Below are 13364 nucleotides of genomic sequence, written 5' to 3'. Positions count from 1 at the left end.
CGACTGTCCTGCAACAGTTATCGCAACACATCCGTTCCACCGCGCGCCACCGCAGCAACTGTGAGAGTCTCGCGGTGCCGGTGGTCACTTCTAACTGAGGCGGTGTTGGAGATGTCCAAGATCTTTGCGCGCGACGGCGGTCGATTCGCCCAACGCTCGCCCAAGCCGATCATCGTCACCCGCCGAGGCAAAGTCGCCCGCTTAGAGGCCAGCCTGACTCCGCATGAGGCACAGATCGAGGATTTGGTCTTTGTGCGAAAAGTGCTGAATCGCGCCGACATTCCCTTTCTGCTGGTTCGCGATCACAAGAACCGTCCTGTTCTTGCCGTCGACGTACAACTGCGCCCGGCGGTGGAGCGCGCCCTTACCGCGGCATGCGCTACCGAGACCATGTACGCCAAAACTCTTGACGAGAAGGGTCTTTCGTCAGTCCTGCTGGCGGACGGCCGGCTATCTATGTTGCCGGAGCCGCGTATCCTGCGGCTGTACCGGCGCCGGATCGCCCCGGGCGGATTCCGCTTCGGACCAGCTTTCGGAGTCGATCTGCAGTTCTGGTCCTACGAGGAGACCGCGATCGGCTGCCCGGTGGAGAACTCGCTCACTCGCACAGTGCTGCCACGGGCCGAAGTCACCCCGGCCACCGTCAAGCTCTACGGCTACAAATGGCCGACGCTGGAGGGCATGTTCACCCCGCATGCCAGCGACGTGACGTTCGACGTCGACCTGGTGTTCTCGTGGGTCGACGGCAGCGATCCGGAATTCCGCGCCCGGCGCGCGGCGCAGATGTCGGGGCAGGTGGTGGGTGAAGGGGACGACGCAGAGGCCCGGATCCGGCAGATCGACGAACTGAAATACGCTCTGCGATCGGTGAATATGTTCGCGCCGTGGATCCGTCGTATCTTCATCGCGACGGACTCGACCCCGCCGCCGTGGCTGGCCGAACACCCCATGATCACCGTGGTGCCCGCCGTGGAGCATTTCTCGAATCCGTCCACGCTACCCACCTACAACTCCCACGCGGTGGAGAGCCAGCTGCAACACATCCCAGACCTGAGCGAACATTTCTTGTATTCCAACGACGACATGTTCTTCGGCCGACCGCTCAAGCCCAGCATGTTCTTCTCATCGGGCGGGGTGAGCAGATTCATCGAGGCGAGAACTCGAATCGGACTCGGCACAAACGATCCCAGCCGCAGCGGCTTCGAGAATGCGGCTCGGGTCAACCGGCAATTGCTGTTCGAGAGGTTCGGGCAGATGATCACCCGCCATCTCGAGCACACCGCGGTCCCGTTGCGCAAGAGCGTGCTACACCAGATGGAACGGGAATTTCCCGATGATTTCGCGCGAACCCAGGCGAGCACGTTCCGCTCCTGCACCGATATTTCGGTGACCAACTCGTTCTATCACTACTACGCGTTGATGACCGGGCGGGCGGTGCCGCAGGAGAAGGCCAAAGTCCTGTACGTGAACACAACCCGACACGCCGGGCTGAACCTACTGCCCGAGTTGCACAAGAATCGCAATCACGACTTCTTCTGCCTGAACGACTGCAGCTTTCCCGAGGTCTCCGCAGCAGAGCGAGCCGAGCGCGTAATAGCCTTCCTGGAAAGGTATTTCCCGATCCCGGCCCCGTGGGAGAAGGTTCCGGCTGACGTCAATCAGCAGGATTTTGCGGTGCCGTCGACGTCAGCGCCATCTGAGGGTGCCTGAAGAGCGAGTCGCGGCTGGACGGCTCGATGAAGATGCCGGCCTTGGCGAGGTTGCGTTGCGCTTGGCCGGGAGAAACAAAGGTGCCCACGGTATTTCCGCCGCCCAGTGGAACAACCGAGTGCACGACGGTTTCGGGGTAGACGTGCACCAGGTTGCACGCCTGGGCACCGTCCCTGCCGCGTGTTCCGCCGACGGCGACAGTGAGGTCTTGGGTGTAACAGGTCGCAGAGGCGACCGATACCGGGATTCCGACGAAGGTGGCGTTCGTCGAATAGTGCAGGTGCCCAGCCAGGATGGCGCGCACGTCGCTGCCCTTGAGCACTCGTCCCAGCGGGGCCTGATCACGCAGTTCCACGGTGACGGCCATGTCGAGCACACTCGGAATGGGCGGATGATGCAAAGCCAGGATGGTGCCGTCCGGCGCCGGAGTGGCCAATTCGGCTGCTAACCAGTCCAATTGAGCGGCACGGATTTCGCCGTGGTGATGCCCGGGCACCGACGTGTCCAACGTGATGATGCGCAGTCCGTCGATCATGCGAACGTGGTCGAGCGGCGCCATCGACGGCAGCTCGTCCAGCAGCAGCTTGCGCAACTCAGCGCGATCGTCGTGATTGCCCATCACCCAGACGAGTTCGGCCCCCAGCTCGGCCGCGAACGGCTCGACCAGGTCGCGAAGTTTGCGGTAGGCCGCCGGCTCACCCTTGTCGGCCAGATCGCCGGTGAAGACGATGGCGTCCGGACGCGCTCCGGACCGCTTCAGTTGTCCGAGAAGCTCACTCAGCACGCCGTCGGCGTCTACGTCGCCATAGAGCGGCCCATCGCCTCCGATGAGGTGGGTGTCGCTGATGTGCAAGAGAACATAGTCCGGCCGGGGGTGCTCTGCGGCCCTCAATCTGTGCACCGGAGGTGCCAACCTCTCCGTCTGTTATGGGAATTAACACGCAGTTAACAAGTGTAGGTTCTCACGCCCGCGATCGCAGAAGTTGTGATCCGTTCCACGCGCGGCCCTGTAACAGCACTGCTGCCAGCGCCCCCGATTCGTTGATGGCCAGATGCACTAGGAATGGCGCCACCACACTGCCGGAGCGGTAGGCGAGCGCGGCGAACAACCAACCGGCCAGACCGGTCACCAGCACGATGGGCACCGCCGGTTCTCCCGCCGCGCGCGCATCCGCGAGGTGGGACAAGCCGAACGCGCCTGACTGCACGAGTCGTCCCCCAACGGGGCCGAATGCGTCGGCGGCCACCTGTCTCAACGCCGCGCGATACGCGGCCTCTTCAGCCAACACGGTGCCGATCGGTATCTGCAGCCCAAGCCAACTCGGCACGGACACCGGCAAGGCCCGCGCCGCCATCGACCGACGCGCGACCGGAACCGAGGCCGACGCCGCGATGAAGGACGCCGCCAACGCCGCAACCGCAGACCCCAACCGCAGTCCCGCCCACACCTGCGGCGGGCGCAGACCAAGCGGGGCACGGCTGATCAGCACCAACACGCCACCGACGCCGGCCTGCGCCGGCGCCCGGTACGCGGTCGGCAGCCGAGGACTGACAAAGCTCCAGCCGACCAGGCCGGCGGTCAGAGCGAACGCCCGAAACCTCAGCCGAAGTATCGCGGCAGCACCGCCTCGGAAGTCTCGCGCAGTTCGGCCAGCGTCACCGAGAACTGACCCTGAACGTCGATCGCGTCCGAGCCCTGATCGACGACACCGATGCGGATGGCAGGCAGTCCACGCGCCTCACACATGGACCGAAAGCGGCTCTCCTCGGTGCGCGGCACCGCGACCAGCACCCGGCCCGCCGACTCGGAGAAGAGCAGCACGAAGGGATCGGCGCCCTCGGGAAGCACCAAGCGACAACCGGTTTCACCCGCCAACGCCGCCTCGACGACGGCCTGCGCCAGCCCACCTTCGGACAGGTCGTGCGCTGCGGTGATCAGGCCGTCGCGCGAGCCCGCGGCCAGTACCTCGGCGAGCAACTTCTCCCGTTGCAGATCGACCGCGGGCGGTACACCGCCGAGATGGTCGGCGGTCACCTGCGCCCAGATCGAACCGTCGAACTCATCGCGGGTGTCACCGAGCAACAGCAGGCTTTCCCCGGGTTCGGTGCCCAGCCCAGTGGGAACGCGTCGGCTCACGTCATCGATGACGCCGAGCACCCCGACCACCGGCGTCGGCAAAATGGCCGACGACCCGGTCTGGTTGTAGAAGCTGACGTTCCCGCCGGTGACCGGAATACCAAGGGCCGCACAGCCATCAGCAAGACCGCGCACCGCCTGAGAGAACTGCCACATAACTCCCGGGTCCTCGGGCGAGCCGAAGTTGAGGCAGTTGGTCACTGCCACCGGGATGGCACCTGTGACGGCCACATTCCGGTACGCCTCGGCGAGCGCAAGCTGGGCGCCGGCGTAGGGGTCGAGTTGGGTGTAGCGGCCCGACGCGTCGGTGGACAGCGCGATACCGCGACCGGTCGCCTCGTCGATGCGCAGTACGCCACCATCGGCGTGCTCGGCCAGAACCGTGTTGCCGCGCACGTAGCGGTCGTACTGCTCGGTGATCAACGCGCGGCTACACAGGTGCGGACTGTCAAGCAGCGCAAGCAAAGTCGCGCGCAGTTCGTCGCCGGTGACCGGGCGCGGCAGCTTGGCGGAGGTGTCGGAGTTCAACGCGTCCTGCGTTTCGGGACGGGCTACCGGACGCTGGTACACGGGGCCCTCGTGGGCCACCGTGCGCGGCGGCACGTCGACCACGGTCTCGCCGTGCCAGGTGATGCACAACCGGTCGCCATCGGTGACCTCGCCGATCACGGTCGCCAGTACTTCCCATTTGCGGCACACCGCCATGAACGCCTCGACGTTCTCCGGCGCGACCACCGCGCACATCCGTTCCTGCGACTCGCTGCACAAGATCTCCGCCGGCGTCATCCCTTTGGCGCGCAGTGGGACGGTCTCCAACTGGACGGCCATCCCGCCGTCTCCCGCGGAGGCCAATTCGGATGTGGCACAGGATAATCCAGCGCCACCCAAATCTTGGATGCCGATCACCAAGCCGCCTGAATAGAGCTCGAGACAGCACTCGATGAGCACCTTCTCCATGAAGGGGTCACCGACCTGCACCGACGGCAGCTTCTTGCGGGAGTTTTCGGCGTCGAACGTGTCCGAGGCCAGCACCGACACCCCACCGATGCCGTCCAGTCCGGTGCGTGCGCCGAACAGGATGATCTTGTTCCCGGTGCCGGACGCGAAGGCCAGATGCAGGTCCTCCTGGCGCAATACCCCGACGCACAACGCATTCACCAATGGGTTGCCCGCGTACGACGCGTCGAAGATGGTTTCGCCACCGATATTGGGCAATCCCAGCGAATTGCCGTAGCCGCTGATGCCGCGGACCACGCCGTCCAGCACCCGGCGGGTGTCGGGAGCATCGGCCGCACCGAACCGCAGTTGGTCCATCACAGCCACCGGTCGCGCCCCCATGGCCATGATGTCGCGAACGATCCCGCCGACGCCGGTGGCCGCGCCCTGGTACGGCTCGACGTAGGACGGGTGGTTGTGCGACTCCACCTTGAAGGTGACGGCCCACCCGTCGCCGATGTCGACGACTCCCGCGTTCTCCCCGATGCCGGCCAGCATGCCCGTCCGCATCTCGTCGCTGGTGGTCTCACCGAAATAGCGCAGGTGGACCTTGGAAGACTTGTAGGAGCAGTGCTCGCTCCACATCACCGAATACATGGCCAGTTCGGTGTCGGTGGGCCGACGGCCGAGGATCTCACGGATCCGCTGGTACTCGTCGTCTTTGAGGCCCAGCTCGTGAAACGGCTGCGGCTGGTCGGGACTGGTTGCGGCGTGCTCGACGGTGTCAGTCGCTTGGGTCTGCGGGCTCGTCACGCAGCCAGTCTAGGTGGCCAGTGAAAATCAGCTGAAATCGTGGGAGACCGTCCCGATAATGATTCGAATGTCTCGCCACTGGCCCCTGTTCGACCTGCGCATCACCACCAAGCGTCTGCAGCTACGGCTGCCCGACGAAGCCCTGATCGACCAACTCATCGACACCATCCTCGAGGGAATCCATGCCCCCGAGCAGATGCCGTTCTCGGTGCCCTGGACACGCGCGCCGCGGGCCGACCTCCCGTTCAACACGCTGTCGCACCTGTGGCGGACATTGGCCGGGTTCAAACCGGACGACTGGGCGCTGCCGTTCGCCGTCATCATCGACGGAAGAGCAGTCGGCGTTCAGGAGATCACGGCGAAAGACTTCCCGATCACCCGCCAGGTCGACTCCGGCTCCTGGCTGGGAGGCAGCTTCCAGGGCCGCGGATACGGTACCGAAATGCGCTCGGCAGCAATATATTTCGCTTTCACGAAACTAGACGCGCAGGTCGCCGTCTCGGCGGCGTTCGTGGACAATCCGGCTTCGATTGCGGTGTCGGAGCGCATCGGCTACCAAGATGACGGCGCCACCCGGTTCGCGCGCGAGGGGGTCTCGGTCGAGCAGCGGAGATTCCGACTGACACGCGAGGATTGGCAGCGGCATCGCGCTATCGACGTGCAGGTCGAGGGATTCGAACAGTGCCGCCGATTATTCGGGCTGGACTAAGCGCTGTCCGTGCCCGCGACGCAGAACTGGTTGCCTTCGGGGTCTGCCAGCACCACCCAGTGGAAGTTGTCACCGAAGCTGTGGCGTTCAAGCTCGCTGGCGCCGGCGGCAGTCAGCCGCACCACTTCGGCTTCCATATCCTCGGCACCGAAATCGAGGTGCACGCGGTTCTTCCCAGGGGTGGGGTCGGGCACCTTCTGGAAGGCCAGCCGAGGTCCTTCGGGCCTTTGCACGGCGATGAATTCGCCGGGCATCAGTTCGTGCGTCTCGCCGCCGAACTGCTCGGCCCACCAAGCGGCCAGTGTCACCGGGTCAGTGCAGTCGAAGGTCACCATCTCCACTTTGAGTCCCATATTTCAACCCTATTCGTGGGGCGAGAGGAACGCACCGAGCGCGGCGGCATAGGCAGCCACATCGCGCGCACCCATCAGTTCCCGCGCGGAGTGCATGGCCAACTGCGCGGCACCGACATCGACGGTCGGGATACCGGTTCGCGCCGACGCCATCGGACCGATCGTCGACCCGCACGGCAGGTCGGCGCGGTGCTCGTACCGTTGCAACGGTACACCGGCCTGCCGGCAGGCCAGCGCGAACGCAGCGGCGGTGCGACTGTCGGTGGCATAGCGGAGATTCGGGTGCACCTTGAGCACCGGCCCACCGTTGACCGCGATCAGATGCCCCGGCTCGTGGCGCTCCGGGTAGTTGGGATGCGTCGCATGTGCCATGTCGGCCGAGGCCAGCAGCGAGGACGGCAGCAATCGCAAGAAATCTTCCCGGCTGCCGCCCGCGGCCAGCACGATCCGTTCCAGGACGGTACCCAGCAAATTCGATTGGGCGCCGTGGTCCGAGGTCGAACCGACCTCCTCGTGGTCGAAGAGGGCCAGCACCGGTAACGAGTCGGTCGAGGCTGGATCCGCGTCCAGCAACGCTTCGAGTCCCGCGTAGCAGCTGGCCTGGTTGTCCAGCCGCGGCGCGCTCAGCAGGCTCGAGTCCGCGCCGATCACCGCCGACGGGGTCAGGTCGTGCGTCATCAGGTCGGCGGACAGCACGTCGGCCTCCGCGACACCGGCGTGCTTGGCGACATAGTCCACGAATGACCCCGGCTGGCCGACACCCCAGACCCCGTTGACGTGCCGTTGTGGATCCAGCGTCAGCGACTTGCGATCGTCGGCCAAGTGAATGGCCAGCTGCGGGACCCGCAGAATCGGTTCGTCGATCCGGACAAGCCGGTGACTGACCCCAGTGCCGTCGCGCACCGACAGCCGCCCACTGATGCCCAGATCACGATCCAGCCAGGAGTTCAGCCACGCACCGCCGTAGGGCTCGAGCGCCACGACCTTCCACCCGGCCACCAGCCGGTCAGGGTGCTGCTTGACCCGCAGGTTCGGGCTGTCGGTGTGCGCCCCGACGATCCGGAAAGGGGTCAGGCGATCGCGCCCATTCCAGGCGAGCAAGGACCCCGCGCGAACGGTGAAGTAGCGACCGGATGCCGCGGGCCAGCGATCACCCTCGTCGAGTTCGGTGTATCCCGCGTCAATCAACCGGGCAGCCACCGTCTCGCAAACATGAAACGGCGAGGGGGACGCGTCGATAAATTCGCCCAGGCCTACGGCGGATGCCACCATAGAGCCAGGTTAAGCATCACCACATTCGCCGGGACGTTAGGGTCATGCCTGTGCCTGCTGTTCAGCCACAGCCCATTTTGGCGCCTTTGACGCCTGCCGCGATCTTCTTGGTGGCCACCATCAACGCCGGTGGTGAAGCGACGGTCCACGACGGACTGGCCGACATCTCCGGTCTGGTCCGAGCGATCGGCTTTCGCGACCCGACCAAACGCTTGTCGGCGATCGCATCCATCGGCTACGACGCGTGGGGTCGGTTGTTCTCCGGCCCGCGGCCCGCTGAGCTTCATCCCTTCGTCGAGTTGAAGGGTCCGCGCCACGCGGCGCCGGCCACGCCCGGCGACCTGCTGTTTCACCTTCGGGCCGAAACCATGGACGTCTGCTTCGAACTCGCCGGCCGCATCCTCAAAGCGATGGCGGGGGCGGTCACGGTGGTCGACGAGGTACACGGCTTCCGCTTCTTCGACAACCGCGATCTGCTGGGTTTCGTTGACGGTACCGAAAACCCCGACGGCCCAATCGCAGTCAGCGCCACCACGGTCGGCGACGAGGATCCCGACTTCACCGGCTCGTGCTACGTGCACGTGCAGAAGTACGTCCACGACATGACCTCGTGGGATTCGCTGTCCGTCACCGAGCAGGAGCGGGTGATCGGGCGAACCAAACTGGAAGACATCGAACTCGACGACGACGTCAAGCCGTCCAACTCACACATCGCACTCAACGTGATCACCGACGAGAGCGGAACCGAGCTGAAAATCGTGCGGCACAACATGCCGTTCGGCGAAGTCGGCAAGGGTGAATACGGCACCTACTTCATCGGCTACTCGCGCAGCCCGGCGGTCACAGAACGGTTGTTGCGCAACATGTTTCTCGGCGATCCACCCGGCAACACCGACCGGGTACTGGACTTCTCCACCGCGACCACCGGTGGATTGTTCTTCTCCCCCACCGTCGACTTTCTCAACGACCCGCCGCCGCTGCCCCAAGCACCGGTACCGGCTCCGAATCCAGCTCCGTCCGCAAACGATGGCTCACTCTCGATCGGCAGCCTGAAAGGAATTGCACAATGAACAATCTGTACCGCGAGTTGGCGCCGATCACCGAACCCGCCTGGGCGGAAATCGAACTGGAGGCGGCACGGACCTTCAAGCGGCACATCGCCGGCCGCCGGGTGGTCGACGTGAGCAAGCCGGGCGGCCCGATCACCGCAGCCGTCAGCACCGGTCGGCTGATCGACCTCGACTCACCGACCGAGGGAGTGATCGCCCATCTGCGCGACAGCAGACCGCTGGTCCGGCTGCGTGTGCCATTCACTTTGTCCCGCAACGAGATCGACGATGTCGAACGCGGCTCCAACGACTCGGACTGGGAGCCGGTCAAGGTCGCCGCCAAGAAGCTCGCGTTCGCCGAGGACCGCGGCATCTTCGAGGGCTATGCCCCGGCATCGATCGAAGGCATCCGAAGCGCCAGCTCGAACAAGCCGCTGGCCCTACCGGAAGATCCCCGCCGCATTCCCGACGTGATCACCCAGGCGCTGACCGAACTGCGACTGGCCGGCGTCGACGGTCCCTACGCGGTGCTGCTCTCCGCCGACGCCTACACCAAGGTCAGTGAGTCCACCGAGCACGGCTATCCAATCCTCGAGCACCTGAACCGAGTGGTGGAAGGCGACATCATCTGGGCCCCGGCTATCGACGGAGCTTTCGTGGTGACGACCCGCGGTGGCGACTTCGATCTGCAGCTGGGTACCGACGTCTCGATCGGTTACCTCAGCCATGACGCCGAGACCGTGCAGCTGTATCTGCAGGAGACACTGACGTTCCTGTGCTACACCGCCGAGGCGTCCGTCGCGCTCAGCGGCCCGAAAGCCTAGTTTGGTGTCGCCGGAATAAAAGCCGGCCGTCCCGTGCTCCTGCGGAGGACCATCAATTCTCCGGGAGGAAGAGATTCATGGCAGCATCACTTATCGGTTCAACCGCTTTGGTAACCGGCGCCACGTCCGGGATCGGGCGCGAAATCGCACTCGAATTAGCGGGCTTGGGCGCCGAGGTCGTCGTCCACGGACGTAGCGCCGAGCGCGGCGCGAAGACTGTCAGCGAGATCGAAAACGCTGGCGGCAAAGCACGTTTCGTCGCCGCCGACCTCAACGACGCCGACGACGTGCGCCGGCTCGCCACCGAAGCGGGCGAGGTCGACATCCTGATCAACAACGCCGGAATCTACGAATTCGGCGGAACAGCAGAATCCGATGACGCGACTTTCGACAGGCACGTGAACGTCAACCTGCGCGCGCCGTACATCCTGGTCCAGCAACTGGTACCGGCGATGGCCGCACGTGGCGCCGGCGCGGTGGTCAACGTGAGCACGCTGGCCGCTTCGGTGGCCGCGCGCGGGACGGGAATCTACGGAGCCACCAAGGCTGGACTGGAACAGCTAACCCGGGTCTGGGCGGACGAGTTCGGCGGAGCCGGCGTGCGGGTCAATGCACTGGCCCCCGGACCGACGACTACCCCCGGCGCCACCGAACTCGGCGGAGGCATCGTCGAAGGACTCGGCGCGACCACCGCACTCGGCCGAACGGCGGAAGCCAGCGAAATCGCCAGCGCCGTAGTATTTTTGGCATCGCCGGCAGCCAGCTATGTCAACGGCACGGTGCTGCATGCCACCGGCGGACAGCGAGCCATTGCGCCATAGCGCTATAGGTCCAGCACCAGGTCACTTTCCGGTGCCGCCGAGCAGATGAGCAGCTCATCAGGTCGGGGCAACTCCAGTGGCTGCTGGACATAGGTGGCGGTCCCGGCGACAACCCCGGTGACGCAGATGTGACAGACGCCGCTACGGCACGAGAAACGGGTTGGTACGTCGCAGGATTCGGCAAACTCGAGAATGCTGCCGTACTGCGGCGACCAGTTGGCGGTCAGTCCGCTGCGCGCGAAGGTGATCGCCGGTCCGGCACCCGGCGTTCCTGGCGGTTGATGCGGCGGACGGGCGCGTTGACCGACCACTCCTGGATTGATCGGTGGCAGCGCACCGAACAGTTCGCTGTGGATGCGGGCGGGGTCGAACCCGAACGCAACCAACGCATCGCGCATGCTGGTCATGAATTGCGTTGGCCCACAGAGATAGGCGGTGCCGCCGACGGGCAGGCCCAGCGAAGCGATCACCTGCCGGTCCAGCCGTCCTTGAGTTTCGGTGTAGAACACCCGCTGGGTCGCTTGCGGCAATCCCTCGATCAGTCCCGTGACCTCGGCCGCGAATGCCTGAGTTTCAGGATTCCGGGTGGTGTGCAGCCACCAGATGTCGCCGCCGCTGCGCTCGGCTGACAGCGCGTGCAACATGGCCAGGACCGGCGTCACTCCAATCCCGGCGGATAACAAGATGATTGGGTTGCCGTCCTCGGTGAGATAGAAGTCGCCCCGCGGAGCGGCGGCTTCGACGACCGATCCGGGCTCGACGTGGCTGTGCAGCCACCTGCTCACCAGTCCGCGATCATCCCGTTTCACGCTGATGCGGTATTCCCCGGACCGCGTGTCACCGGACAGGGAGTAGCTGCGCAACGGCGCCGGGTCCGCAACACCCGGGACTCGGACGGTCAGGAACTGGCCAGGGCGCGCGGGCGGCAACGCGGTTCGGTCATCGGCGACCAAGTGGATCGACAGGACGGACGGGGCTTCGCGCCGGGTCGCACTGACCCGCAGCCGACGAAAGCCCTTCCAGCCCGGCTCGATTCCGGTAGATGGCGCCGAACCCGGGTCCGGTGGCGCGGCCAGCATCTCGGTGAAGGACTGCTGCCAGCCAGGACTCAGCGCCGGAACATCCACGATCTGCCGGAGTTGCTCGATGCTGCGGCCCGGCAGATACAGCAGTGCGTCGACATCAGCGACACTGAGTTCGTGCCGGCCCCGGCGGGTCAGCACTATGTCGTCGCCGGCGCGCACGGTCCCCTCGGTGATCACCCGCAGATAGAAGCCCGGACGGTGCTGGGAAACAAGGAGATTCGGCATCGCCGGTTCACCCAGTCGCATGCCGACCCGAAAGCAGGTGACCCGCGGTTGGGTGACCTCGAATTCCGCCTCGCCGATCCGATAGCGATCGCCGATACAGACGTCGACATCGGCGAGACCGGTGACGGTGAAGTTCTCGCCGAAGTGGCCGGGTACCAGGTCGTCCCGATTCAGGTACTTCGCCCAGAATTCGTAGGACTCGGTCTGATACACCATGACCGCGCGCTGCTCGCCACCGTGACCACCCAGATCCCCCTGGCCGTCTCCATCGATGTTGAGGCGGCGCACCATGACCGGCCCGTCGACCGGTGCTTTCCAGATTCCGGTGCGCACAGTCTTGTCATGCCATTGCACGTCTTTCGGCATGCCCACATTGACCGAAACAAGCGTGCCCACCTGGGTCTCCTCGTGGAGCGAGCATCCGCGCTCGACGCAACGGGATGATCGACGCAGAATATTGGGCGATCGCCATCGGCGTCAATGCGGAGTGCCCGCGGTCGTCAGATCCGTGCATAATGGGTCGTATAACCCATTATCGGCGAGGAGGCACGCCGTGCCGAACGTTCACCACCGCTACTCAACCGTCGACGGTCATCAGCTCTTCTATCGAGAGGCGGGTGCTGCCGCTGCACCGACAATCGTTCTGCTGCATGGCTTTCCGACCAGCTCGTTCATGTTTCGCAACCTCATTCCGGCGCTCGCCGACCGATACCATGTCATCGCCCCAGACCACCTGGGCTTCGGGCTGTCCGACGCCCCGACCGTCGAGGACTTCGACTACACCTTCGATGCCCTGACCGACCTGACGGCCGGATTGCTGCGTTCACTCGGGGTCGACCGGTATGCCATGTATGTGCAGGACTACGGCGCCCCGATCGGATGGCGATTGGCGCTGCGCGACCCGGCCGCCGTCACCGCGATCGTCACCCAGAATGGCAATGGTTACGACGCTGGTTTCGTGCCGAGCTTCTGGAAAGTGGTGTGGGCCTACCAAAGCGAGCCGGCGGATCCGGACAACCTCGCCGCGGTTCGGCAATTTCTCACCCTCGACGCCACCCGGTGGCAATACCTCACGGGAGTGGCCGATGAGACGCTGGTGGACCCCGAGTGTTGGCACCATGACTTCGCCTTGCTCTCCCGACCAGGCAACGACCTGGTGCAGTTGCAACTGTTCCGCGACTACGCGACCAACGCGCCCTTGTATCCACGCCTGCACGAGTACTTCCGGGCCAGTGGCGTTCCGCTTCTCGCGATTTGGGGCAGCGGCGACGAGATATTCGGCCCGGCCGGCGCCGAGGCGTTCGCCGCCGACCTTCCCGACGCGGAGATACATCTCCTCGACGGCGGACATTTTCTGCTGGAATCAGCGCTCGACGAAGCGGCCGAGTTGGTCCGCAACTTCCTGGAAAGATACGTCCCTAACTAGTGGG

Annotated in this window: 12 protein-coding genes; 6 read left to right on the top strand and 6 right to left on the bottom strand. The window is 65.0% G+C overall.

Going from position 1 to position 13364, the window contains the following annotated elements:
- The first annotated feature begins 111 nt into the window (after nt 1-111).
- A complete protein-coding gene (locus tag ACZY1I_RS07155) occupies nt 112-1710 on the top strand; it encodes a stealth family protein (RefSeq protein WP_463753664.1) in 1599 nt (532 codons plus the stop codon).
- On the opposite strand, the gene ACZY1I_RS07150 is transcribed toward ACZY1I_RS07155, so the two are convergent.
- From ACZY1I_RS07150 to purL, 3 genes are all read right to left on the bottom strand, one after another.
- Nucleotides 1655-2611 carry a phosphodiesterase gene (locus ACZY1I_RS07150; protein WP_463753662.1) on the bottom strand — a complete coding sequence of 319 codons (957 nt, stop codon included), beginning with the start codon at nt 2609-2611 and terminating at the stop codon, nt 1655-1657. The genes ACZY1I_RS07155 and ACZY1I_RS07150 overlap by 56 nt on opposite strands.
- A 61-nt stretch (nt 2612-2672) precedes the next feature.
- Nucleotides 2673-3323, bottom strand: coding sequence for an Rv0804 family intramembrane glutamic endopeptidase (locus ACZY1I_RS07145; RefSeq protein ID WP_463754325.1), 651 nt, complete (start codon nt 3321-3323; stop codon nt 2673-2675).
- On the bottom strand, nt 3311-5596 hold the full coding sequence (purL, locus tag ACZY1I_RS07140; protein WP_463753661.1) for a phosphoribosylformylglycinamidine synthase subunit PurL: 2286 nt from the start codon (nt 5594-5596) through the stop codon (nt 3311-3313). The genes ACZY1I_RS07145 and purL overlap by 13 nt, the downstream gene beginning before the upstream one ends.
- Before the next feature lie 67 nt (nt 5597-5663).
- On the opposite strand from purL, the gene ACZY1I_RS07135 reads away from it, so the two are divergent.
- Complete coding sequence (locus ACZY1I_RS07135) at nt 5664-6305, top strand: acetyl-/succinyl-CoA transferase (protein ID WP_463753660.1); 642 nt, start codon at nt 5664-5666, stop codon at nt 6303-6305.
- On the opposite strand, the gene ACZY1I_RS07130 is transcribed toward ACZY1I_RS07135, so the two are convergent.
- A complete protein-coding gene (locus ACZY1I_RS07130) occupies nt 6302-6658 on the bottom strand; it encodes a VOC family protein (protein ID WP_463753659.1) in 357 nt (118 codons plus the stop codon). The genes ACZY1I_RS07135 and ACZY1I_RS07130 overlap by 4 nt on opposite strands.
- A 9-nt stretch (nt 6659-6667) precedes the next feature.
- The gene (locus ACZY1I_RS07125; protein ID WP_463753658.1) at nt 6668-7930 is read right to left on the bottom strand and encodes a M18 family aminopeptidase; all 1263 of its coding nucleotides are present in this window, start codon (nt 7928-7930) and stop codon (nt 6668-6670) included.
- A 44-nt stretch (nt 7931-7974) separates the two neighbouring features.
- On the opposite strand from ACZY1I_RS07125, the gene ACZY1I_RS07120 reads away from it, so the two are divergent.
- The 3 genes from ACZY1I_RS07120 (at nt 7975) to ACZY1I_RS07110 (ending at nt 10624) form a co-directional block, all read left to right on the top strand.
- Entirely contained in the window at nt 7975-9000 is a 1026-nt protein-coding gene (locus ACZY1I_RS07120; protein WP_463753657.1) for a Dyp-type peroxidase, read from the top strand.
- A complete protein-coding gene (locus ACZY1I_RS07115; protein WP_463753656.1) occupies nt 8997-9803 on the top strand; it encodes a family 1 encapsulin nanocompartment shell protein in 807 nt (268 codons plus the stop codon). The genes ACZY1I_RS07120 and ACZY1I_RS07115 overlap by 4 nt, the downstream gene beginning before the upstream one ends.
- Before the next feature lie 77 nt (nt 9804-9880).
- Nucleotides 9881-10624, top strand: coding sequence for an SDR family NAD(P)-dependent oxidoreductase (locus ACZY1I_RS07110; protein ID WP_463753655.1), 744 nt, complete (start codon nt 9881-9883; stop codon nt 10622-10624).
- Between the two features lie 2 nt (nt 10625-10626).
- Here the strand turns inward: ACZY1I_RS07110 and ACZY1I_RS07105 are convergent, their stop codons facing one another.
- Nucleotides 10627-12330: an MOSC domain-containing protein gene (locus ACZY1I_RS07105; protein WP_463753654.1), complete on the bottom strand. Its 1704-nt coding sequence runs from the start codon at nt 12328-12330 to the stop codon at nt 10627-10629.
- 157 nt (nt 12331-12487) lie between these two features.
- Here ACZY1I_RS07105 and ACZY1I_RS07100 point away from each other — a divergent pair, with 157 nt between their 5' ends.
- Nucleotides 12488-13360 (top strand): alpha/beta fold hydrolase, encoded by an 873-nt coding sequence (locus ACZY1I_RS07100; protein WP_463753653.1) that lies wholly within the window; start codon nt 12488-12490, stop codon nt 13358-13360.
- Nucleotides 13361-13364 lie beyond the last annotated feature (4 nt).

It is taken from the genome of Mycobacterium sp. IDUB_37 (assembly GCF_055419245.1).
The sequence above is the reverse complement of the archived record's forward strand: the minus strand, read 5'-3'. Positions and strand labels throughout refer to the sequence as shown.

Bases quoted from the DNA above. Each gene is read 5' to 3' on its own strand.
- ACZY1I_RS07155 (WP_463753664.1), top strand. From the start codon at position 112: ATGTCCAAGATCTTTGCGCGCGACGGCGGTCGATTCGCCCAACGCTCG.
- ACZY1I_RS07110 (WP_463753655.1), top strand. From the start codon at position 9,881: ATGGCAGCATCACTTATCGGTTCAACCGCTTTGGTAACCGGCGCCACG.
- ACZY1I_RS07130 (WP_463753659.1), bottom strand. From the start codon at position 6,658: ATGGGACTCAAAGTGGAGATGGTGACCTTCGACTGCACTGACCCGGTG.
- ACZY1I_RS07125 (WP_463753658.1), bottom strand. From the start codon at position 7,930: ATGGTGGCATCCGCCGTAGGCCTGGGCGAATTTATCGACGCGTCCCCC.
- ACZY1I_RS07120 (WP_463753657.1), top strand. From the start codon at position 7,975: ATGCCTGTGCCTGCTGTTCAGCCACAGCCCATTTTGGCGCCTTTGACG.
- ACZY1I_RS07135 (WP_463753660.1), top strand. From the start codon at position 5,664: ATGTCTCGCCACTGGCCCCTGTTCGACCTGCGCATCACCACCAAGCGT.
- ACZY1I_RS07115 (WP_463753656.1), top strand. From the start codon at position 8,997: ATGAACAATCTGTACCGCGAGTTGGCGCCGATCACCGAACCCGCCTGG.